The sequence below is a fragment of the Kitasatospora sp. NEAU-69 genome, from assembly GCF_057158765.1.
This window is the reverse complement of sequence record NZ_JBWXUE010000020.1, coordinates 106,369-126,666: the sequence shown is the minus strand read 5'-3', so window position 1 is coordinate 126,666 and position 20,298 is coordinate 106,369. Positions and strand designations below refer to the sequence as shown.

Here is a 20,298-nt window from a genome sequence, read left to right as displayed (position 1 = left end):
CCAGACTAGAGCGGCCCTGGGCAGGCCTACGAGTCGCCCTTGTTACTGGCGGGTCACCGGCATACCATCCCCAGTGTTACAGCTCTACTGTCACGCTCGCGAGGAGACGACCAGGGTGGCGCAGTCGGAGAACCCACCGCCAAGCGGCCCGCTCGCCGGGGTGCGGGTGGTGGAGCTTGCCGGGATCGGGCCCGGACCGTTCGCGGGGATGCTGCTCGGCGACCTCGGGGCCGATGTGGTGCGGGTGGACCGGCCGACCCGCTCGCCGCTCGACGGCGATCCGGCCCAGGACCTGACGAACCGGAACAAGCGCTCGGTGCTGGTGGACCTCAAGTCGCCCGGTGGCGCCGAGACCGTGCTGGCGCTGGCCGAGCGGGCGGATCTGCTGATCGAGGGGTACCGCCCCGGCGTGGCGGAGCGGCTGGGAGTCGGCCCCGAGCAGTGCCTGGCACGCAATCCGCGCCTGGTCTACGGGCGGATGACCGGCTGGGGCCAGTCCGGCCCGCTCGCCGACACCGCGGGCCACGACATCGGCTACACCGCGCTGACCGGCGTGCTGAGCATGATCGGCCCGGCCGACGGGCCGCCGGCGGTGCCGCTCAACCTGCTCGGTGACTACGCCGGCGGCTCGCTCTACCTGGTCGTCGGCCTGCTCGCCGCGCTGCAGCACGCGCGCGGCACCGGCACCGGCCAGGTGGTGGACGCCGCGATCGTCGACGGCACGGCCCATCTCGCCACGCTCTTCTGGGGCCTGCTCGCCGAGGGCCGCTGGCAGGACGCCCGCGGGCGCAACTTCCTCGACGGCAGCACGCCGTTCTACGCCGGCTACCAGGCGAGCGACGGCGGCTACTTCGCCGTCGGCGCGCTGGAGCCGCAGTTCTACGCCGAGTTCGCCCGCCTGCTGGAGCTCGGCGAGGACGCGCCCGGACAGTACGACACCGCCCGCTGGCCCGAGTTGCGGGCCCGGATCGCGACCCGGTTCGCCGCCCGCACCGGCGCCGAGTGGACCGCCGTCTTCGCCGGCTCGAACGCCTGCGTGACACCGGTGCTGACGATGCGTCAGGCAGCTCTTGATCCGCACCTGACGGCCCGCGGCACCTACCTGGAGCGCGGCGGCGTGACCCAGCCCGCGCCGGCCCCGCGGTTCTCCGCCACCCCCGGCGCACTGCGCCGCCCGCCCGCACTGCCCGGCGCCGACACCGCCGAGGTGGCCCGCGACTGGGGCGTCCCCGAGCTCGATTCGACCAACCCTGCAGAGAGGCAGTAACGGTGACCACCGAAGCGTACGTCTACGAGGCGATCCGCACCCCGCGCGGGCGCGGCAAGAACGGCTCCCTGCACGGCACCAAGCCGGTGGACCTGGTGGTCGGCCTGATCCACGAGATGCGCCGCCGGATGCCCGACCTCGACCCGGCCGCGATCGACGACGTGGTGCTCGGCGTGGTCAGCCCGCTCGGCGACCAGGGCTCCGACATCGCGCGGATCGCCGCGATCGCCGCCGGGCTGCCGGACACGGTGGCCGGCGTGCAGGAGAACCGGTTCTGCGCCTCCGGCCTGGAGTCCGTCAACCTGGCTGCCGCCAAGGTCCGTTCGGGCTGGGAGGACCTGGTGCTGGCGGGCGGTGTGGAGTCGATGTCCAGGGTCCCGATGGGCTCGGACGGCGGCGCCTGGGCGATGGACCCGATGACCAACTTCGAGGCCTCGTTCGTCCCGCAGGGCATCGGCGCCGACCTGATCGCCACCATCGAGGGCTTCACCCGCGCCGACGTGGACGCGTTCGCCGCCGAGTCGCAGGCCCGCGCGGCCAAGGCGCAGGCGGACGGGCTCTTCGACCGCTCGGTCGTCCCGGTCCGCGACCGCAACGGCCTGATCGTGCTGGAGCGCGACGAGTACCTGCGCCCGGCGACCACGGTGGAGACCCTGGCGGGCCTCAAGCCGGCCTTCGCCGGCATCGGCGAGGCGGGCGGCTTCGACGCCGTGGCGCTGCAGAAGTACCACTGGGTCGAGCGGATCGACCACGTGCACACGGCCGGCAACTCCTCCGGCATCGTGGACGGCGCCTCGCTGGTGGCGATCGGCTCGCGCGAGGTCGGCGAGCGGTACGGGCTGCGCCCGCGCGCGCGGATCGTCGCGGCGGCCGTCTCCGGCTCGGAGCCGACCATCATGCTGACCGGCCCCGCGCCGGCCACCCGCAAGGCGCTGGCCAAGGCCGGGCTGACCGCCGCGGACATCGACCTGGTGGAGATCAACGAGGCGTTCTCCGCGGTCGTGCTCCGCTTCGTGCGTGAACTCGGCTTCTCCCACGAGCAGGTGAACGTGAACGGCGGCGCGATCGCGCTCGGCCACCCGCTCGGCGCGACCGGCGCGATGATCCTCGGCACCCTGATCGACGAGCTGGAGCGGCGCGACCTGCGCTACGGCCTGGCCACCCTGTGCGTCGGCGGCGGCATGGGTGTCGCCACCATCGTCGAGCGCATCTGACCCCCCTTCCTGGAGACAACTCTCATGAGCGAGCAGACCGTTATCCGCTGGGAGCAGGACCAGGAGGGCATCGTCACCCTCGTCCTCGACGACCCCACGCAGTCCGTCAACACCATGAACGCCGCGTTCAGCGACGCCTTCGAGGCCACCGTCGCCCGGCTCGGGCAGACCGAGAACCTGCGCGGCGTGATCATCACCTCGGCGAAGAAGACCTTCTTCGCCGGCGGCGACCTTCGGCTGCTCTCGGCAGCCGGCCCCGAGGACGCCGAGCAGGTCTTCGAGTCCTCGATGCGGATCAAGCGCTCGCTGCGGGCGCTCGAGAAGCTCGGCCGTCCGGTCGTCGCCGCGATCAACGGCAGCGCGCTCGGCGGCGGCCTGGAGCTCGCGCTGGCCTGTCACCACCGGGTCGCGCTCGACGTGCCGTCCAGCAAGATCGGCCTGCCCGAGGTGACGCTCGGCCTGCTGCCCGGTGGCGGCGGTGTGGTCCGCACGGTGCGGCTGCTCGGCCTGGCCGACGCGCTGCTCAAGGTGCTGCTGACCGGCCGTCAGTACCGCCCGGCGGCTGCGCTGGAGGCCGGCCTGGTGCACGAACTCGCCGCGACCGATGAGGAGTTGCTGACCAAGGCACGCGCCTTCATCGCCGCCAACGAGAGCGCCGTGCAGCCGTGGGACGTCAAGGGTCACAAGATCCCCGGCGGCACCCCGGCCACCCCCGCGCTCGCCGCCCAACTCCCCGCCTACCCGGCCAACCTGCGCAAGCAGCTGGCCGGTGCGCCGTACCCGGCGCCGCGCAACGTGCTGGCGGCGGCGGTGGAGAGCAGCCAGGTGGACGTGGACACCGCGATGGCCGTCGAGGCCCGCTACTTCACCGAGCTGGTCTGCGGCCAGACCGCCAAGAACATGATCCAGGCGCTCTTCTTCGACATGCAGGCCGTCAACTCCGGTGCGGGACGGCCCGACGGGATCCCCGAGCGGCCGGTGCGCCGGGTCGCGGTGCTCGGCGCGGGCATGATGGGCGCGGGCATCGCGTACTCCTGCGCGAAGGCGGGCCTTCAGGTGCTGCTCAAGGACGTCACGGTCGAGGCCGCCGAGCGCGGAAAGGCCTACTCGGCCGCGCTGTTGGACAGGGCCGTGGCGCGCGGCCGCAGCACCGCGGCCCAGCGCGACGAGCTGCTGGCCCGGATCACCCCGACCGCCGAGGCCGCCGATCTGGCCGGCTGCGACGCGGTGATCGAGGCGGTCTTCGAGAACGTCGAGCTCAAGCAGAAGGTCTTCCAGGAGATCCTGGGCGTGGTGGACGCCGACGCGCTGCTCTGCACCAACACCTCGACGCTGCCGATCAGCCTGCTGGCGGAGGGAGTCGACCGCGAGGCCGACTTCATCGGCCTGCACTTCTTCTCGCCGGTGGACAAGATGCCGCTGGTCGAGATCATCAAGGGCGAGCGGACCGGCGAGGAGGCGACGGCCCGCGCCTTCGACCTGGTCCGGCGGATCGGCAAGACCCCGATCGTGGTGAACGACTCGCGCGGCTTCTTCACCTCCCGGGTGATCGGCCAGTTCATCAACGAGGGCGTCGCGATGGTCGGCGAGGGCGTCGAGCCGGCCAGCATCGAGCAGGCCGCCGCGCAGGCCGGCTACCCGGCCAAGGTGCTCTCGCTGCTCGACGAGCTGACGCTGACGCTGCCGCGCAAGATCCGCGGCGAGGCCCGGCGCGCGGTCGAGGCGGCGGGCGGCGTCTGGCAGCCGCACCCCGCCGACCTGGTGATGGACCGGATGCTCGACGAGTTCGACCGCCCCGGCCGCAGCGGCGGCGCGGGCTTCTACGAGTACGACGGCGACGGCAAGCGGCTGCGCCTGTGGCCCGGCCTGCGCGAGCACTTCACCCGCGCCGACGTGCAGCTGCCGTTCGAGGACCTCAAGGAGCGGATGCTCTTCGCCGAGGCGATCGACACCGTGCGCTGCCTGGAGGAGGGCGTGCTGACCTCGGTCGCCGACGCGAACGTCGGCTCCATCCTCGGCATCGGCTTCCCGGCCTGGACCGGCGGCGTGCTCCAGTACATCAACGGCTACCCCGGCGGCGTGCCCGGCTTCGCCGACCGCGCCCGTGAGCTGGCCGCCGCCTACGGCGATCGCTTCACCCCGCCGCCGCTGCTGGAGCGGGTGGCGGCGGAGGGCGGCACGTTCAAGGACTGACGCCATCGCCCCTGGCGAGCGTGCGGGCCCCGGCCGCAGTGGGTTGCGGCCGGGGCCCCCGTCTTTCCTCCCCCGGGTGGGGGAGCGCCGCTCGTCCCCGCGGACGGTGTTGTCGCCCTCACAGTCAGCTCTCCTGAGTGATGCCCCGGTGACGCCAACTCGGCAGGATCATCAGCACGTTCACACCAGTGCTGACTCTGCATCGGAGAGACCATCGTGCTCAAGACGATCCCGCGCACCGCCGCCGTCCTCGCCCTGCTGGTCGCCGCGACCACCACCACGGCGGTCATGCAGACCGCCTCGGCAGCCCCCACCCCGGGCTCCCCGGCCGCCGGCTCCGTCACGGCCGGCATCGAGGGAACGGCCCGGCTGGCCTACCCCGTCACCGCCGACGACGTCGAGGTCAGCGTCGACGCGCACGCCACCTTCGACCAGATGCACCCCGTCTTCCCGACCAGCTCCTGGGGCACCTTCCGGATCCACCACAGCATGTCGCAGGGCAACGGCAAGCCGCCGCTGGTCAATTGGGGCGACTTCGCGGTGGACTGCATGACCACCGGCGGCCCGACCGCGACCGTCACCGGCACCCTGGTCGACGCCGGCCCGTACTGGCAGGACCTGCTGAAGCAGCACATCCGGATGGGCCTGAGCTTCTACGCCGCCGGCAAGGGCGACGGCCCGAGCCTGGTCGGCATCTCCGGTGCGACGCAGCCGGGCCAGCCACTGCTGACGAAGTGCATGTCCGCGGCGCCGGACGGGCCGGTCATCAAGGGTGGCTTCGCGCTCAAGGGCAAGGGCAAGCTGGGTCTTTGAGGCACGGCGGCCCGGAATCACGAACATCTCCCGCTGGGTACACAGCCATCTCACCTGAACCTGGGCGCAGCGGTGCTCGACCGCGCCTACCAGGAGGTGATCGTCCTGGAGCGGGTGACGGGCGTCCTCGTCGAGCAGACGCCGCCCGCGCGTGGCCGGTGAAGGGCGTTGTCAGTGTCGGTCGGTAGCCTGCGCGGATGGCGATTCATCGGCTCAGTCGTGAGGAAGCGCGGCGGATAGCCGTCCGGGCCCAGCTGCTCGACGCGGGGCGTCCGAGCGACCTGCTCGGCGTCGTGCGCCGGCTGACGCTGCTGCAGATCGACCCGACGGCCGCCGTGGCGCCGAACGTGGACCTGGTCGCCTGGAGCCGGCTGGGCTCGGCGTACCGGCCGGAGCAGTTGCGGCGGGCGCTGGAGGAGGACCGGACGCTGTGGGAGTCCGACGCGATGGTGCGGCCGATGGACGATCTGCCGCTGTACGTGGCGGATATGAGGAGCGCGCCGACGCGTGAGAAGTCGCGTGAGTGGCTGCGGGCGAACGAGACGTTCCGGAGGGACGTGCTCGGACTGCTCGGCTCGTCCGGTCCCCTGCTGTCGCGGGACATCCCGGACACGAGTGTGGTGGCGTGGCCGTCGACGGGGTGGACCAACAACCGCAACGTCACGCAGCTGCTGGAGCTCCTGGTGGTGTGCGGCGAGGTCGCGATCGCCGGGCGCCGGGGGAAGCAGCGTCTGTGGGACCTCGCCGAGCGGGTGTATCCGGCCGGCGTGGTGGCGGTCCCGTCGGAGGAGGCGCGCAGGATCCGGGCTGAGCGGTGGCTGCGGTCGCTCGGCATCCAGCGGGCGCGCGCGGGTGGAGGGGCTGGTCAGTCGGGGGAGGTGGGTGAGCCGGGGGAGGAGGCGGTCGTCGAAGGCGTCCCGGGCCGGTGGCGGGTGGATCCGGCCGCACTCGGGCAGCCGTTCGCCGGGCGTACCGCGCTGCTGTCGCCGTTCGACCGCCTGGTGCACGACCGCGCGCGGGCGCAGGACCTGTTCGACTTCGAGTACGTGCTGGAGATGTACAAGCCGAAGGCGAAGCGGCGCTGGGGTTACTTCGCGCTGCCGATCCTGCACGAGGACCGGCTGATCGGAAAGGTCGATGCGGTGGCCGACCGCAAGGCCGGGACGTTCGTGGTGAACGCCGTGCACGAGGACGTCGCCTTCACGCCGGCCATGACGGAGGCCGTGCGCCATGAGGTGGGGGAGCTTGCGGCCTGGCAGGGGCTGCGGGTCGGGGTCGGGTCGTAAATGCCTCATATGATCGGCAGGATTCAGTGGCGATCAGGATCCAAGGGGCGCGCTCGTGGCCGGAACTGTTTTTGTGCGTACGGAGGCGCCGACCCTGCGGAGGGCGGGCTGGCTGAACGTCGTCATCGACGACACGACGGTCGGCAAGGTCAAGCAGGGCGGGTCCGCCCTCTTCCCGGTCGAGGCGGGCTCGCACTCGCTGCGCGTCGGCTCCCGGGGCGGCCGCTCCAACACCATCGCCATCGAGGTCTCCGAGGACGGCGTGACCCGGGTGACGGCCTTCAGCACGGGGTACTCGCTGCTGATCGCGATCGTGCCGGTGCTCGGACTCCTCACACCGATCCCCGGCCTGGTCAACCGGGTGCGCGCCGAGGACGACGGCGATGGTGGGGGTATTCCGGGGACCCCGGCGGCGGAGGAGCCCGACCGCGCGGGGCCGTCCGGCCTGTGGTGGGAGTCCGACCCGGCGTACGCCAAGCGGTACGGGAAGAAAGCCTCGTCCTGATTGGCTCGCGCCGTTCGCTTTTGCCCTAGGATCCGGTGGCTATGGGGGGATCTGTTCGCGGCCGTCAGCGGCCGGATCGGGCCGTTGTCGCGGTCTGGGTCTCGGTCACGGTGGCCGGTCTGGCGGTGCTGTCGGTTGCACTCCTGCTGTTTCCAGGGCTGGTCGTCGACCACGACCTCGCCGGTGCCCAGCTCTCCGCCGCAGACCGGGTGAACGCCGTGAACAACGTGCGCACCACGCTGCTTCAAGCGATCGGTGGCGCGGTCGTCCTGTTCGGGGCCTATGCCACCTGGCGGCAGCTGCGCGTCAGCCAGGACGGGCTGAACGCCACCAGGGAGGGCCAAGTCACCGACCGCTTCAGCCGAGCCGTGGAACAGTTGGGCAGCGACAAGCTCGACGTACGGATCGGAGGCATCTACGCACTGTGGCGGATTGCCGACCACTCCGTCCGTGACTACGAGGCGATCGTCTCGATCATGGCCGCATACCTGCGGACGCACCTGCCCTGGCCGCCGCAGGAGCCGGGAGCCCCGGCGGCGGACGCATCGATCAACTCGGTGCGCCCGCTGGAGACCCGCGCCGCGGACGCCCAAGTGGCGCTCACCTGCCTCGGAGTCCTCGGCGAGGAACGTCCCGCGGGTTGGCTCAACGTCAGCTACACCGACCTGCGCCGGGCCGACTGCGACGGACTGTGGCTGAACGGTGTCAACCTCGACGGAACGTGCCTGGAAGCGGCAAGCGTGTACCAGGTCAACCTGCGCGGGGCCTCGCTGATCACGGCCAATCTGCGGCACGCCGAACTCGGGACCTCGATCCTTCACCAGGCCCGCTTGACCGAAGCCGATCTGCGCGGCGCACGCCTGCTCAAGGCCGACCTGCGTGAAGCGAACTTCTCCGGCGCTGACCTGCGAGAGGCGAACTTGCGCAAAGCCCGTGCCGCAGGAGCCGTGTTCGTCCGCGCGGACCTGCGCATGGCCGACCTCCGAGGCTGCGACCTCAGCGGAACCGACCTACGGCAAGCGAAACTGGAAGGCGCACTGGCGAGCGACCTCACCACCTGGCCGGCCGGCTTCGATGTCGAGGCGGCAGGCGTTGTCGTCACCGAGGACCCGGGCACTGAACCGGACGTCCTGCTGCCGGCCGCCGCGATCATGATCCCGGCCCCGGCTCTGCAGTCGGACCTGACGCCTGACGCCTGACGCCTGACACCTGATCCGAAGCCAGCGGCATGCGGTGTGCACCGCCGCAGGACCGATCGCATGCCGAGTCGTACGCTCTGATTGCCTGCCAGTACGACGAGTTGACGCTTCGACTCATTGGTGCGCGTGCGGCCCTGTCGCCCGGCCGGGGCGTCGGTCGTATGCAATGGTTCGTGTACGGGCGGAAGCGCGTAGGCGTTCAGACTGCACTGTGCGCTCGAACCGACTTCAGCCGCATCCCCATGGCTGTCCCCCGACGACCGACCCCCCATGAGGTAGACATGCCCCTCTTCCAGACCTCCCTCAAGCGCACCCTCGTGTGCGCGGCCTCCGCCGCGATCGCGCTGGTGGCGGCCATGGCGCCGACCGCCGTCGCCACTCCACCGTCGGCCACCTCCCCGGGTGCCCATGCCCCGCACGGGGCCACCGATCCGGCGCCGGTGTGCGGCGACCAGTTCCCGCTGTACTCGGAGAACCACTGGACCTACACCCAGGCCCAGTTCTGCCTCCAGACCGACGGCAGCCAGGTCTGGCCCACGCTGGAGTTCACCTCCTGCGAGTACTACTGGGGAGGAGCCTGGTACAACGCCAGCTCGAAATACCCGTGCACGTTCGACTTCTCGTACACCCTGAGCCGCTCGGGCAAGACACTACTGAGCGGCCAGACCACGGGAAGCGGCGGCCCGTCCGGCACGGTCCAGGGCCCCGGGGTCGCGTGCGGGGGCCCCGGCACCTACACCCTCACGGCCGGGTACGGCCTCACCGGTCCGTACTGGACCGACACGACGATCGACTCCGGATCCCGCAACTACAACCTCAGCCTGAGCTGCAGCTAATCAGGCACCTGACAGCGGCGCGGGAGTGGGAAGTTGGCGATGCCGACTTCCCACTCCCGCGCCGGCGTTCAGTCCCACCGGCCGCGTGCACCGCGCCCGCTGCGGACGGCGTGAACGGGTGACTCGGGGTCGTGGAGGCGGGGAGGTCGGGCTCCTCCCGGGGAGGCCGGAAAGTGTCAGGGTGCATGCACTGGCTGCCCTGTCCCCTCCGGCAGGGCAGCTCGTGTGGTTGATATGACGTTCCGTCAGGCCTGGTGGTTCAGGCGGATTCCGGCGATGACGGACTTGCCGCGCGTACGGCGCGGGACGACGGCCCAGGCATCGCTGAGCGCGTCCACGAGCAGGAGCCCCCGGCCGCCGCACGCCTCGGTGCTCTTGGCGTTGGGGGTGGGGGAGAGGGTGGGACGGCCCGAGCCGGGGTCGGAGACGGCCAGCCAGTAGTGGCCGTCGGCGGTCCAGAAGACGAGTTCGACGAGTTCGTCCTCGTCGGCGCGGGCGCCGTGCCGGATCGCGTTGGTGACGAGTTCGGAGGTCAGCAGCCTGATCTCGTAGGAGAGTTCGGGGCGACAGTGCGGCGGGAGCGCGCGAGCCACGGCCCGCCGGGCGCGCGAGACGGACGCGAGTTCGGCGGGGAACCGCCAGTGCAGCGGCACGGCGGGGATGGTGGGGGTGGTGGGGGAGGGGGTGGGGGAGGTGGGAGCGGTCGTCGCGATGGCGGACGGGAGCGGGATTCCAGGCATGGCTGACTCCTCGCGGGGGTGCGGTGGTTGAGCATGTGCGTGTGGTGGGTGTGGATGTGGATGCGGCGCTGCCGGTGGCCTGCCTCCCCGGGCGCGGGCGCACCTGTCCCAGGGAAGGCGGGCATGCTCGCGCGGTGCACTTCCGGTCATCGCCGTGTGTGAACGTCGTGCTACTTGAAGCTAGCGCCCTGAGTGGCAATGTGCCACTGGATCCCGGGTAATTGCTACGATCGAGTTGGATTTGGGTAGTCGATCGCGGCAGACTGACTCCAACTCAGCCTGAGAGGACGGCATGCCCACTCGATCTGTCCCTACCGAGCGCCAGAAGCGCCTGGGCGCTGAGCTGCGAAAGCTCCGTGTCGCCGCAGGAGCGAGTACCGAGTATGCGGCTGGTCTGCTTGGTCTCGATCGTACGAAGATCTCGAACATGGAGTCGGGTGTTCGTGTGATCAGCCCGGATCGCGTGCGGACGCTGGCCAGCAACTACAGCTGTGCCGATGAGCCGTACATCGAGGCGCTGGTCGCCATGGCCGCCAATCGGGAACGCGGTTGGTGGGAGGAGCATCGCGGCACGATCTCACCTGGCATGCTCGACATCGCTGAACTCGAATGGCATGCGATCCGGTTGAAGACGATGCAGTCAGTGCATGTGCCAGGTCTCCTGCACACTGAAGACTATGCCCGCGCCATCTTCGGTTCGGTTCTACCGCCACTGTCGCGGTTGGAGGTCGAGTTGCGGGTGAATCACCGCATGGCCAGGCAACGCGTTCTGCGGCGGCCGGATCTGCTCTCCTATGTGGGTTACGTCCACGAGGCTGCTCTTCGGATGCAGTTCGGTGGGCGCGCGGCTATGCGAGCCCAGCTCGAACACCTGTGTGTCGAATCGGAGCGGGAGAACGTCACTCTTCGAGTCCTGCCAGTTGAGAGCGGCTCATTCCCCGGTGCAGGCCACGCTCTCCTCTACGCCGAGGGTGCTGTTCCCCGGCTCGACACGGTGCAGTTGGACTCTGCCCACGGGCCGGACTTCACTGATGCCGAAGCTCAACTTGCCAAGTATCGTGCACATCTCGATTGGATGGCCGAGTCGGCCTTGCCTGTCGAGAAGTCCCGGGATTTCATTCACGCCATCGCTCAAGCGCTCTAGGAGAACCGATGTCTGACGTCACTTGGGAAGAGCCGTTCTGCGGCGAAGGTAACAACTGCTTCCGCCTGGGCACGGATGCTGCCGGCAACGCCTACATCGCGGTGAACGGTGAGGAGGACCGTCCCCTGACCGACTCCATCTCTGCCTTGCGCACACTCATCCTGGACATCAAGGCTGGCAAGGCGGACCATCTGCTGTAGCTGTCAGGCGCCGGGACCGCGTGTAGTGCGGTCCCGGTGGTCCGTTGTCCCCGGGGAGGGCATCACATGTCAGATATCACCTGGGAAGCCCCCTTCTGCCAGGACTCCGGCAACTGCTTCCGCCTGGGCACGGACGCCGCCGGCAACGCCTACATCGCCGTGAACGGTGAGGAGGACCGCCCTCTCACCGACTCGATCTCCGCCCTCCGAGCCCTCATCCTGGACATCAAGGCAGGCAAGGCGGACCACCTCCTCTGATCACCCCTGAACCATCGGCCAGTCGTGTGCGTCCCGTTCTGTGGCGTATCCGCGCGCGGTGCTGCGGCGTCGGACATGAACACGAGCGTGAAGGAGGACGCGTGGCACGACGCGAGAACCAGGTCGAGGCCCTGCTCGCCGCAGGGGTGGGCCTGCTGGGGGCTCTGGTCGTCCGAGTAATGCTTGCAGGTGTCTACAGCGACTCCCAGGGCCACCACCACCGCCGCCTGCTCCTGGACGTGATCGTGCTGCTGGCAGGCGTGGCGATCACCACCCCCGTCTACCTGCGGCTGCGCGCCCAACAGTGCCGCAGCGGGCGCTAGCACCCTCGACTGCTCCCCCCAGTGTGACCGGATGCGCTTCGCCAAGCCCTTCCCCCAGGACTCCCGCCTGAGGGAGGGTGTAACGCGCCCGGTGGGGTCGGGCGTATGAGGAGTGGCATCGTTTCGGGGGGAAGGGCAGCTCGGTGGGGGAAGCACCTGCGGACTTCCTGGAGTTCGCGCACGCGCGCAGCGGGCACCTGTTCCGCACCGCCTGCCTGCTCACCGGTGACTGGCATCTGGCCGAGGACCTCGTCCAGGAAACGCTGGCCAAGCTGTACCGGTCCTGGCGCCGGATCGACCAGAACGGGTCACCGGCCGCCTTCGCCCAGACCGTACTCTTCCGCACCTTCGTCTCCTACCGCCGCCGGCGCAGCGCCAGTGAGCAGCCGGTCGATTCGGTGCCGGAGGCGGCGGAGCGGGTGGACGAGCCGGAGCTGCGGATCGCCCTATTGCACGCGCTGGCCCAGTTGACGGCCAAGGACCGTGCGGTGCTGGTGCTCCGCTACTGGGAGGACCACTCGGTGGAGGAGACGGCCCGGGTGCTACGGGTGTCGCCGGGCGCGGTGCGGGTGCGCAGCCTGCGGGCGCTGGAGAAACTGCGGGTCGTGCTCGGTGAGGAGCTCCAGGATTTGGTGGGGTCGTGGTGAGCCACATGACGGACGATCAGGAGCAGCTGCCCGCAAGGCTCACACGCACCGAGCGGGTGCTGCCCGATGCGCTGGACCAGGCCGCCGGGCTCTTTCCGGCGCACAGCCCGGATCTCGTCCTGCGCGCGGCGGCGCGCGGACGGCACCTGCGACGGGTGCGGCGCGCGCAGCTGGGGGGTGCTGCCGCGCTGCTGGTCATCGGTGGGGGCCTGCTGGGCGCTCTGGGAGTGGCCGGGGAGGGGCACGGCGTGGTCCGGCCCGTTCCGGCCGTCAGCACGGTGGCGGTGTCCTCGCCGTCGCCCTCCCCTTCGTCGAGCCCGGCGGGCTTCGTGCGGGCCCAGGATCAGCTTGCCGCGCTGCTGCCCAAGGGAGGGACGGTGAGCCACGCGGACGGCTCAGGCAGCCTCGCCCCCGGCCGGCAGTCGGCTCCGAACGGCGTCCAGGCCCAGATCTCCGCCTCGCTGGACTTCACCGACAGCCAGGGCACGGCCACCGTGTTCCTGAACATCCAGGACGCCTCTCCGGAACCGAGCGTGGGCAACTGCGTAGGCTATCCCGCCGAGACATGCCAGAAGCTCTGGGACGGCACCGTCGTGTGGCTCTCCTCGGCCGGGCCGGACGAAGCAGGGCAGCTCCGTTGGACGGCCGAGGCGTTCCACCCGGACGGCCGCAGCGTGACCGTGATCGAGCGCGTCGATGCGACCCCCGACGGGAAGCACCCGCTGGCGCTGAGTCCGCATGAGGTACGGGCAGTGGCGATGAGCCCAGAGTGGAACAAGTGACCTACAAGCAGGGGGAGAACAGGAAATGGATTCCGAGGACGATCAGCTGGTCGAGCTGGACGGGTGGCCGCAGTGGCGGCAGCCGGTCGAGCACGAGGAGCCGGACGCGGACCAGTACGAGGAGCCGGACGGGGACGGGGACGGGGACGAGGACGGGCAAGCCAACGACGACCCCGCCACACGGCGTTCGGGGAAACGCCGCGCAGTACTGATCACCACCGGCGTGGTCTTCGCCGGGCTGCTCGCCGTCGGCGGGGTCGCGGCCGACAACCTCGCCTCCGCGGTGTTCGGCGGCTCCTCCGGTCACTCACACGCGGTACCGGCCCCGGCGGTGCCGACCTCGCCGCCGAGCGCGGCCGACGCGGCGGCCACCGCCAGTGCCTTCCTGACGGCCTGGGCCGGCGGTGACATGGAGGCGGCCGGCGCGCTGACCGACCGTCCGGCCACCGCGACCGCCCAGCTGGCCGACTTCAAGCAGAAGCTGGCGTACAGCTCGCTGGCACTGGCCGCCGGTGGCCAAGCCGTCCTCCACTCGACGGCCACCGACGTCGACGCGCCGATCGGCTTCAAGGTCACCGTCACCTTCACGAACGCCACCGGGAGCCCGTGGACGTACCAGAGCGGGCTGAGTGTGCGGCAGACGGGCGGTGGGAAGCCGGTGGTGCACTGGGATCCCAGCGTCATCCATCCGTCGCTGACCGCGAGCAACTCCATTGTGCTGCGCGCGATCGCCGCGCAGACGCCGGTGCCGGCCGACCGCAAGGGCCGGTCGCTGGACGGCTTTCCCTCGCTCACTCCGATACTCGCCGCACTCCAGTCGTCCATCGCTGCCCAGCCGTCCGGAACCGCCCAGCCGTCCGGAACCGCGCAGTCCGCCGACCCGGCCGGCGCCGATGGGCAGGCGGTGGTGCTCGCGGACGGCGTCGGGGCCACCGCCCGGCAGCTGTACGTCATCGCGCAGCCGCCGTCCGCCCCGCAGCTGCGGCTGACGCTGGACGCTGACGTGCAGCGGGCCGCCGAGCAAGCGGTGGCGGCGCAGTCGGCGGGCGGAAAGCCGGTCGGGCTGGTCGCCATCGAGCCGAGCACCGGCAACATCCTTGCGGTGGCCAACGCGCCGGCCGGTGGGTTCAACCAGGCGTTCCTGGCCCAGGTCGCGCCCGGTTCGACGATGAAGGTGATCACCGCGGCCGCACTGCTGGAGGCCGGTGACACCCCCAGCACCCCGGTGCCCTGCCCGCAGACCGCCAACTCGCCGCGGCAGTGGCACAACGACGAGGCGGGGTCCTTCCCCAACTACACGCTGATGGACGACTTCGCCCAGTCCTGCAACACCGCCTTCATCCAGGAGAGCCAGGCCAAGTTGGCGTCCGGCAGGGTGTCCGAGGTCGCGCAGGAGCAGTTCGGCCTGGGCCTGAAGTGGTCCACCGCGCCAGGGGTGAGCAGCTTCGACGCGAAGGTGCCGGCTCCGACGGGCTCGGACGACGCGGCGGGCGAGGCGATCGGGCAGAGCGAGATCCAGGCCAACCCGCTCGCCATGGCCTCGGTGGCGGCCACCGTGCAGAGCGGTACGTTCCGCCAGCCGATCCTGCTGCCCGGGCAGCCGCAGGTTGCGGCCGCCCAGCCGCTGTCACATGGGGTGGCCAAGCAGCTTCGCACGATGATGGCGCAGACCGCGGCCTCTGGCACCGCCCAGCAGGCGATGGCGGGTCTCGGTGGCCAGGTCGGGGCCAAGACCGGCACCGCCGACGTGGACGGCGAGCCGGCGCCCAACAGCTGGTTCCTCGGCTACCGCGACGATCTCGCGGTGGCCGCCGAGGTCGAGGGCGGTGGCCACGGCGCGGGTGCGGCGGGGCAGGCGGTGGCCCAGGTCCTGGCGGTGGGCAACGGGTAGCCCGTCAGCCGTATGCCGTCAGCCGGATGCCGGCGCGGGCGAAGCCGTCAGCCGCGGTAGCCGACCGGCTCCAGGTACAGGGTGTCCGTGCCGCGGGCGTCCGCGCCGGTGGCGAACTCGGCGCCCGGCCAGGTCAGCTTGACCGAGTGGGTCTCGCCGGGCGGGGTGACGGTCATGCCGGTGACCTTGGTGCCGGGGTGGCCGCTGGGGTTGGTGCGGTACCAGATCACGGACTGCGTGCTCGCCCCGGCGGCGAGGGTGACGGTGTTCGCCGTGTGCGGGCTGCGCGGCACCGAGGTCGGGCCTTCGCCGGTGGTCAGGTCCACCCCGGCGAAGCCGTACAGCGTGCAGCCGGAGCCGCCCTTGTTGGTGAACGAGACGGTGACCGCGGCCATGTCGGCCTCCGGCGGCGTCTCCTTGCCCACGGACGCGCTGATGCCCAGGTTGGCGGTGGTGCAGTGGCTGATCGCCGCCGTGGTGGCGGAGCCCTTGCCGCCGGACGAGCCGCCGCTGGTGGACCCGCTGCCGCCGGACCCGGCGCCGGCCTGGGTGGCGGCCGACTGGCCGCCACCCGTCGTCACGCTGCCGCTCACGTCTCCCTGGCAGGCGGTCAGCGCCAGTCCCGCCACGACCGCCACTGCGCTTGCCGCCAGGGCACGCTGAACACGCATCTCTACATCTCCGAAGAAGGGTGGGTCCGCAGCCGTCCGCCGCGCTCACCAGAAGATTCACACAGGTGATCACGCCGGTCCAGGCTCGACGGGCCCTCCGGGACAGAGCTGTGACGGTGTCCCGTTCGTGTCCCAAAGTGTCACGTCAGGCGACCTGACCAGCACTGATGCCTCGCGCCCAGGGGAAGGCTCAGCGGCGGATCACTCACCGGAGCGGGGGAACCCGCGGTGCCTGGACCAGTCATCGGCGAGGACTGCCATGACGTGCGAGTCGACCCAGGCGCCCTGCCAGTGCAGCGCCTGACGCTTCGTGCCCTCGTGGACGAAGCCGACCTGCTCGTAGACGTGCCGGGCGCGTGGATTGAAGTCGTAGACCTCGAGTTCGACCCGGTGGAGATCGACGGTGTCGAAGGCATGGGCAAGGAGCAGCCGGATGGCCTCGGTGCCGTAACCACGGCCGAAGGCGCGGGGCCCGACCAGGCCGATCCGGAACGAACATGACCGGTTGTCGGCATCCAACCCCCGCAGGACCACCTCACCGACGTACCCACCCGTGGCCTGCTCGACGACCGCCAGATCCAGCCGGTCGTCCTCCGCCGCCCGCGAGGAGTACCACTGCTCGGCGCGTTCCAGCGCCTGCGGCGGGACCGGCCCGTGCGACCCCGTCAGCCGACGCACCTCCGGCTCGTGCAGCAGTTCCACGAGCCCCGGGGCATCCGCGGCGATGACCGGCCGCAGCAGTACGCGAGTGCCGACCAGTGTGGGCTTGGCGGCGAAGGAGAGCGCGGGAGAGGTCATGGCGGCAAGCATGCTGACAGGCAGCCGCCAAGGGCAATGCATTAACTCCTAGCCCGCGCCGCCGCTCTCCGCGAGCTGCTCGGCGAGCGAGCGGTGGAAGGCGGTGACCAGGGCCTGGGTCAGCAGCGGCTCGATCTGGCTGCTCACCTCGCGCATCCGCACCACCTCGGCCTCGGCGGCGCCGCTCTCGCGGAACGGCTTCCAGACGGTTTCGAGGAACAGCCGGTTGAGTTCGCGGGCGGCGGCCTGGCTGTGCAGGCGGACCACGGCGCGCGCGGCGACGATCGTCTCCAGCGGGATCGGCAGGTCCAACACCCGTGCGCCGAGCGGGAGAAGACCCGGGTCGACGAGGAACGCGTCGTCCTGCTCGGTGCGTTGCAGGGCGCCCATCGCGACCAGCTGGTCCAGGTCGGCGGCGGAGAGCGCGCGGCCGACCCGGCGGGACAGCTGCTCGACGCTCGCCTCCTCGGCCGTCTCCGGAGCCCAGACGGCGATCAGGGCGCGATGGATCGCCAGGTCCAATGAGCTGATGTCGGCGGGGAGTTGATCGAGATAGCGCTCGATCGCGGCGAGCGTGAGGCCGAGCCGCTGCAACTCCTCGATCAGCTCCAGCCGGTCCAGGTGCTCGGGCCCGTACAGCCCGACCCGGCGCGGGCCCAGCTCGGGCGGTGGCAGCAAACCGCGCCCGCTGTAGAAGCGCAGGGTGCGCACCGTGACGCCGGCCCGGGCGGCAAGCTCGTCGACGGTCAGCCGCGGCCGCTGCGGCGGGGTGGCTGGCATGGGCACTCCTGGTGGGACAGTCCTGCTGGCACAGTAGCAGTGCGGCCGTCCCGCCAGGGGTGGCCAGGGCTTGTCAGGCAAGCCCTGGGGCCGGACACGCCCTAGGACCAGCGGGTGCTCACCAGGTCCCGGACGATGCCGTTCACCGGCTGCGGGATCTCGCCGTAGTCGCTGTCCGCGCTGTCGATGGGCAGGCGGTTGATCACGGCCTCCAGTGCGGCGGGGAGTGCGGGGTGGCGGCCGTCGCGGCACTGCCGGAGCAGGTCGTTGCGGACCTTCTCCGGCAGCAGGGCCCGCAGTCCGGCCCGGGTTCGCCCGCCGGAGCCGGCCGCCAGGCCACGGCCCTGGGCGCGCCAGTGCGCGGCGTCCTTGAACTCGGCGCGCCTGCGGTGGGCGAGGAAGAGGCAGAACGCGGCGTTCCTGTTGCCCGCGCCGGCGGCGAACTGCCACCAGAACGCGGCGGCCTCCTGGTAGCCGGTGAGGTGGAGCAGGGCGGCGAAGACGAGAGCGCCGGCCGGCTCGATGTCGTCCTCGCGGGCCAGCCGCTCCAGGCTGGTGGCGGCCTGGGGCGCACCGACGATGAGCGAGGCGGCGAGATTCAGGTCGTGGGCGGCCTGGTCGGTGGCGGCGGGGAAGCGGTCCGTCGCGGTGGCCGGAGCGTCGGCGGTACGAGTACCGGCGGCGTGTTGCCTGCGGGCGTACAGGGTTTGGGTGATCCGTCGGCGGGCGGCCTCGGCGTCGTAGTCGTCGTATTCGTCGGTGAGGACTTCGGCGTCGTTCAGCAGGGTGTCGATGGAGCGGTCTTCGTCGGTGCGCTTCACATCTTCCCTTTCTGATCAGGGAGTTCCGGCTGATCGGGGAGTTCGGGCAGGTTCAGTGCTCTGGCCAGTCGGCGTTTGGCGTGCCGCACGTGGGAGCGGACGGTCGCGGCCTCGATGCCCAGGTAGTGGGAGACCTCATCGACCTCGTGGCCGAGGACGTAGCGGACCACGATGACGTCGTACTGCCGTTCGGGCAGTTCGGCGATGGCCTGGTACAGGCCCAGTTCGCTCTCCAGGACGGCGAACTCGTCGCGCATCTCGTGGACCAGGAGCTTGCGGATCGCGGCGTGGAAGGCGGCGGTGCCCACCAGGACGGGTTGCATGCCGTGGGCGTCCAGCCAGCGCTGCACGTGGTCCTTGAGGAGCGTCCATGCGTACTGGGGCACCGAGTGCTGCTCCAGCGCGTGTTCCCAGTGTTCCAGCAGGTCGGCGCAGGCGGCCTCCACCACGCTCTGCGCAGCGCTACGGTGGCCGAGCTGGGTGTGGGCGTAGCGCAGCCAGAGCTTGTGGTGGTACTCGTGGAACGCGTCGAAGGTGAGCGTGGACCGCCGGGGTGTGACGGCAGGCGTGATGGTGGGCGTGGCGGTGGGTGTGGCGGTGGGCGGACGCGGGTCGGGGCGGTGCCCGTCGAGGTCCGGCGCGCCGCTGGGTGTGGTTCCCATCAGGCGCTCCTGTCGCCGATGGTGGGGCGGTTGCGCCGTATGCCGGCGGCGGGGATCCGGGCGGCGGTCCCCCAGACCGCCATGGTTTCCAGATCGATGGTCACGGACGTCCCATTCATGGGCACCGCACCGCTCCACAGTGGAGGCGGCCGTCGGTGTGAGACACACGCGGTTCTCTTACTTGTAAGCCAACCGGATGAACGGCCCCAATGTGCAGTCCGATCCCAAGGAATTTAACAGAGAGGAATAATACGACTACTCCTCGGGGTTGCCTCGTTCCTGCGGGGTTCTCCGCCAAGGTGGTGGGCAATGATGTCCGGTGGAGAAGGGGTGCGATGACCGACGACGGTGCAGACGGTGTGGTTGACCTGGAGATGGACCGGGCGCACTCGGCCCGGATGTACGACTTCTTCCTGGGCGGGACGACCAACTTCCCCGCCGATCGCGAGGCGGCCGAGCGCGCGATGGCGGTCTTCCCCTCGATCCTGGTCGCGGCCCGGATCAACCGCCGCTTCATGCACCGCTCCACCCGCTTCCTGGCCGGCTCGGGCATGCGGCAGTTCCTGGACATCGGCACCGGCATCCCCACCTCGCCCAACCTGCACGAGGTCGCCCAGCTCCGGGCCCCCGAGGCGCATGCGGTCTACACCGACAACGATCCGATCGTGCTGGCCCATGCCCGCGCCCTCCTGCAGAGCCACCCCGCCGGCCGCACCGCCTACGTCCAGGCGGATGTCACCGACCCCGAGGCGCTGCTGTCCGCCCCCGAACTGCTGGGCACGCTCGACCTGAAGCAGCCCGTGGCGCTGAGCCTGAACGCCCTGCTGCACTTCGTCACGGGCGACCACGACGCCCATCGGATCGTCGAGCGCCTCAAGTCGGAGCTGGCGTCCGGCAGCACACTCACGATCAGCCACGTCACGCCGGACTTCGATCCCGAGGGCATCGCCCGCCTCGCCGCGGCCTACCTGGCCGCCGGCACGCCGGGCCAGCCCCGCACACTCGGCGAGATCACCCGCTTCTTCGACGGCTGGGAGCTGGTGACCCCCGGCATCGTCCCCTCCCACCAGTGGCGCCCCGACCCGCAGGACGTGGCGGAGAACGCCAGCGCGGCCGACGCCGCCTGTTACGCGGCCGTCGCCCGCAAACCCTGAGCGATGATCAACTCTCCGCCACTATGACGGAGTGTCAACTCGCACCCGGCGGTGGGGGGGGAGGGGGGGGGGGGGGTGGGGGGGGGGGGTCTTGCGCGGGGGGGAGTGGGAGGT

Annotated in this window: 22 protein-coding genes; 16 read left to right on the top strand and 6 right to left on the bottom strand. The window is 70.9% G+C overall.

Going from position 1 to position 20,298, the window contains the following annotated elements; all coding sequences use genetic code 11:
• The first annotated feature begins 115 nt into the window (after positions 1-115).
• The 8 genes from AC060L_RS23040 to AC060L_RS23005 all read left to right on the top strand — a co-directional run bounded on the left by AC060L_RS23040 (position 116) and on the right by AC060L_RS23005 (position 9,313).
• The gene (locus AC060L_RS23040) at positions 116-1,267 is read left to right on the top strand and encodes a CaiB/BaiF CoA transferase family protein (protein WP_483800761.1); all 1,152 of its coding nucleotides are present in this window, start codon (positions 116-118) and stop codon (positions 1,265-1,267) included.
• A 2-nt stretch (positions 1,268-1,269) separates the two neighbouring features.
• Positions 1,270-2,481 carry an acetyl-CoA C-acetyltransferase gene (locus AC060L_RS23035; protein WP_483800760.1) on the top strand — a complete coding sequence of 404 codons (1,212 nt, stop codon included), beginning with the start codon at positions 1,270-1,272 and terminating at the stop codon, positions 2,479-2,481.
• Between the two features lie 24 nt (positions 2,482-2,505).
• On the top strand, positions 2,506-4,674 hold the full coding sequence (locus AC060L_RS23030) for a 3-hydroxyacyl-CoA dehydrogenase NAD-binding domain-containing protein (RefSeq protein WP_483800759.1): 2,169 nt from the start codon (positions 2,506-2,508) through the stop codon (positions 4,672-4,674).
• A 216-nt stretch (positions 4,675-4,890) separates the two neighbouring features.
• Positions 4,891-5,487: a hypothetical protein gene (locus AC060L_RS23025; protein WP_483800758.1), complete on the top strand. Its 597-nt coding sequence runs from the start codon at positions 4,891-4,893 to the stop codon at positions 5,485-5,487.
• A gap of 197 nt (positions 5,488-5,684) precedes the next feature.
• Positions 5,685-6,773 (top strand): DNA glycosylase AlkZ-like family protein, encoded by a 1,089-nt coding sequence (locus AC060L_RS23020; RefSeq protein ID WP_483800757.1) that lies wholly within the window; start codon positions 5,685-5,687, stop codon positions 6,771-6,773.
• Between the two features lie 73 nt (positions 6,774-6,846).
• Entirely contained in the window at positions 6,847-7,278 is a 432-nt protein-coding gene (locus tag AC060L_RS23015; RefSeq protein WP_483800756.1) for a hypothetical protein, read from the top strand.
• A 110-nt stretch (positions 7,279-7,388) separates the two neighbouring features.
• A complete protein-coding gene (locus tag AC060L_RS23010) occupies positions 7,389-8,477 on the top strand; it encodes a pentapeptide repeat-containing protein (protein ID WP_483800755.1) in 1,089 nt (362 codons plus the stop codon).
• A 281-nt stretch (positions 8,478-8,758) separates the two neighbouring features.
• Positions 8,759-9,313: a hypothetical protein gene (locus AC060L_RS23005; RefSeq protein WP_483800754.1), complete on the top strand. Its 555-nt coding sequence runs from the start codon at positions 8,759-8,761 to the stop codon at positions 9,311-9,313.
• 245 nt (positions 9,314-9,558) lie between these two features.
• Here the strand turns inward: AC060L_RS23005 and AC060L_RS23000 are convergent, their stop codons facing one another.
• Positions 9,559-10,053: an ATP-binding protein gene (locus AC060L_RS23000; RefSeq protein WP_483800753.1), complete on the bottom strand. Its 495-nt coding sequence runs from the start codon at positions 10,051-10,053 to the stop codon at positions 9,559-9,561.
• Between the two features lie 292 nt (positions 10,054-10,345).
• On the opposite strand from AC060L_RS23000, the gene AC060L_RS22995 reads away from it, so the two are divergent.
• From AC060L_RS22995 to AC060L_RS22965, 7 genes are all read left to right on the top strand, one after another.
• On the top strand, positions 10,346-11,197 hold the full coding sequence (locus AC060L_RS22995) for a helix-turn-helix domain-containing protein (RefSeq protein ID WP_483800752.1): 852 nt from the start codon (positions 10,346-10,348) through the stop codon (positions 11,195-11,197).
• An 8-nt stretch (positions 11,198-11,205) separates the two neighbouring features.
• Complete coding sequence (locus tag AC060L_RS22990) at positions 11,206-11,397, top strand: hypothetical protein (protein ID WP_483800751.1); 192 nt, start codon at positions 11,206-11,208, stop codon at positions 11,395-11,397.
• 66 nt (positions 11,398-11,463) lie between these two features.
• Entirely contained in the window at positions 11,464-11,655 is a 192-nt protein-coding gene (locus AC060L_RS22985) for a hypothetical protein (RefSeq protein ID WP_483800750.1), read from the top strand.
• Positions 11,656-11,756: 101 nt separating this feature from the next.
• Entirely contained in the window at positions 11,757-11,978 is a 222-nt protein-coding gene (locus AC060L_RS22980) for a hypothetical protein (protein ID WP_483800749.1), read from the top strand.
• Between the two features lie 143 nt (positions 11,979-12,121).
• Positions 12,122-12,625, top strand: a complete 504-nt coding sequence (locus AC060L_RS22975) for a SigE family RNA polymerase sigma factor (protein WP_483800748.1) — start codon at positions 12,122-12,124, stop codon at positions 12,623-12,625.
• 5 nt (positions 12,626-12,630) lie between these two features.
• On the top strand, positions 12,631-13,407 hold the full coding sequence (locus AC060L_RS22970) for a hypothetical protein (protein WP_483800747.1): 777 nt from the start codon (positions 12,631-12,633) through the stop codon (positions 13,405-13,407).
• 25 nt (positions 13,408-13,432) lie between these two features.
• On the top strand, positions 13,433-15,298 hold the full coding sequence (locus AC060L_RS22965; protein WP_483800746.1) for a penicillin-binding transpeptidase domain-containing protein: 1,866 nt from the start codon (positions 13,433-13,435) through the stop codon (positions 15,296-15,298).
• A gap of 47 nt (positions 15,299-15,345) precedes the next feature.
• Here AC060L_RS22965 and AC060L_RS22960 read toward each other — a convergent pair whose 3' ends face one another.
• The 5 genes from AC060L_RS22960 to AC060L_RS22940 all read right to left on the bottom strand — a co-directional run bounded on the left by AC060L_RS22960 (position 15,346) and on the right by AC060L_RS22940 (position 19,030).
• Positions 15,346-15,969 carry a DUF4232 domain-containing protein gene (locus tag AC060L_RS22960; RefSeq protein WP_483800745.1) on the bottom strand — a complete coding sequence of 208 codons (624 nt, stop codon included), beginning with the start codon at positions 15,967-15,969 and terminating at the stop codon, positions 15,346-15,348.
• Between the two features lie 201 nt (positions 15,970-16,170).
• On the bottom strand, positions 16,171-16,767 hold the full coding sequence (locus tag AC060L_RS22955; RefSeq protein ID WP_483800744.1) for a GNAT family N-acetyltransferase: 597 nt from the start codon (positions 16,765-16,767) through the stop codon (positions 16,171-16,173).
• A 48-nt stretch (positions 16,768-16,815) separates the two neighbouring features.
• Positions 16,816-17,547 (bottom strand): MerR family transcriptional regulator, encoded by a 732-nt coding sequence (locus tag AC060L_RS22950; RefSeq protein ID WP_483800743.1) that lies wholly within the window; start codon positions 17,545-17,547, stop codon positions 16,816-16,818.
• A gap of 101 nt (positions 17,548-17,648) precedes the next feature.
• Complete coding sequence (locus AC060L_RS22945; protein WP_483800742.1) at positions 17,649-18,368, bottom strand: hypothetical protein; 720 nt, start codon at positions 18,366-18,368, stop codon at positions 17,649-17,651.
• Entirely contained in the window at positions 18,365-19,030 is a 666-nt protein-coding gene (locus tag AC060L_RS22940; protein ID WP_483800741.1) for a sigma-70 family RNA polymerase sigma factor, read from the bottom strand. The genes AC060L_RS22945 and AC060L_RS22940 overlap by 4 nt, the downstream gene beginning before the upstream one ends.
• 335 nt (positions 19,031-19,365) lie before the next feature.
• Here AC060L_RS22940 and AC060L_RS22935 point away from each other — a divergent pair, with 335 nt between their 5' ends.
• Positions 19,366-20,184 carry an SAM-dependent methyltransferase gene (locus tag AC060L_RS22935; RefSeq protein ID WP_483800740.1) on the top strand — a complete coding sequence of 273 codons (819 nt, stop codon included), beginning with the start codon at positions 19,366-19,368 and terminating at the stop codon, positions 20,182-20,184.
• Positions 20,185-20,298: the final 114 nt, after the last annotated feature.

Coding starts and splice junctions, on each gene's coding strand:
- AC060L_RS23030 (WP_483800759.1), top strand. CDS start 2,506: ATGAGCGAGCAGACCGTTATCCGCTGGGAGCAGGACCAGGAGGGCATC.
- AC060L_RS23020 (WP_483800757.1), top strand. CDS start 5,685: ATGGCGATTCATCGGCTCAGTCGTGAGGAAGCGCGGCGGATAGCCGTC.
- AC060L_RS23005 (WP_483800754.1), top strand. CDS start 8,759: ATGCCCCTCTTCCAGACCTCCCTCAAGCGCACCCTCGTGTGCGCGGCC.
- AC060L_RS23000 (WP_483800753.1), bottom strand. CDS start 10,053: ATGCCTGGAATCCCGCTCCCGTCCGCCATCGCGACGACCGCTCCCACC.
- AC060L_RS22995 (WP_483800752.1), top strand. CDS start 10,346: ATGCCCACTCGATCTGTCCCTACCGAGCGCCAGAAGCGCCTGGGCGCT.
- AC060L_RS22990 (WP_483800751.1), top strand. CDS start 11,206: ATGTCTGACGTCACTTGGGAAGAGCCGTTCTGCGGCGAAGGTAACAAC.
- AC060L_RS22985 (WP_483800750.1), top strand. CDS start 11,464: ATGTCAGATATCACCTGGGAAGCCCCCTTCTGCCAGGACTCCGGCAAC.
- AC060L_RS22970 (WP_483800747.1), top strand. CDS start 12,631: ATGACGGACGATCAGGAGCAGCTGCCCGCAAGGCTCACACGCACCGAG.
- AC060L_RS22965 (WP_483800746.1), top strand. CDS start 13,433: ATGGATTCCGAGGACGATCAGCTGGTCGAGCTGGACGGGTGGCCGCAG.
- AC060L_RS22960 (WP_483800745.1), bottom strand. CDS start 15,969: ATGCGTGTTCAGCGTGCCCTGGCGGCAAGCGCAGTGGCGGTCGTGGCG.
- AC060L_RS22955 (WP_483800744.1), bottom strand. CDS start 16,767: ATGACCTCTCCCGCGCTCTCCTTCGCCGCCAAGCCCACACTGGTCGGC.
- AC060L_RS22950 (WP_483800743.1), bottom strand. CDS start 17,547: ATGCCAGCCACCCCGCCGCAGCGGCCGCGGCTGACCGTCGACGAGCTT.
- AC060L_RS22940 (WP_483800741.1), bottom strand. CDS start 19,030: ATGGGAACCACACCCAGCGGCGCGCCGGACCTCGACGGGCACCGCCCC.
- AC060L_RS22935 (WP_483800740.1), top strand. CDS start 19,366: ATGACCGACGACGGTGCAGACGGTGTGGTTGACCTGGAGATGGACCGG.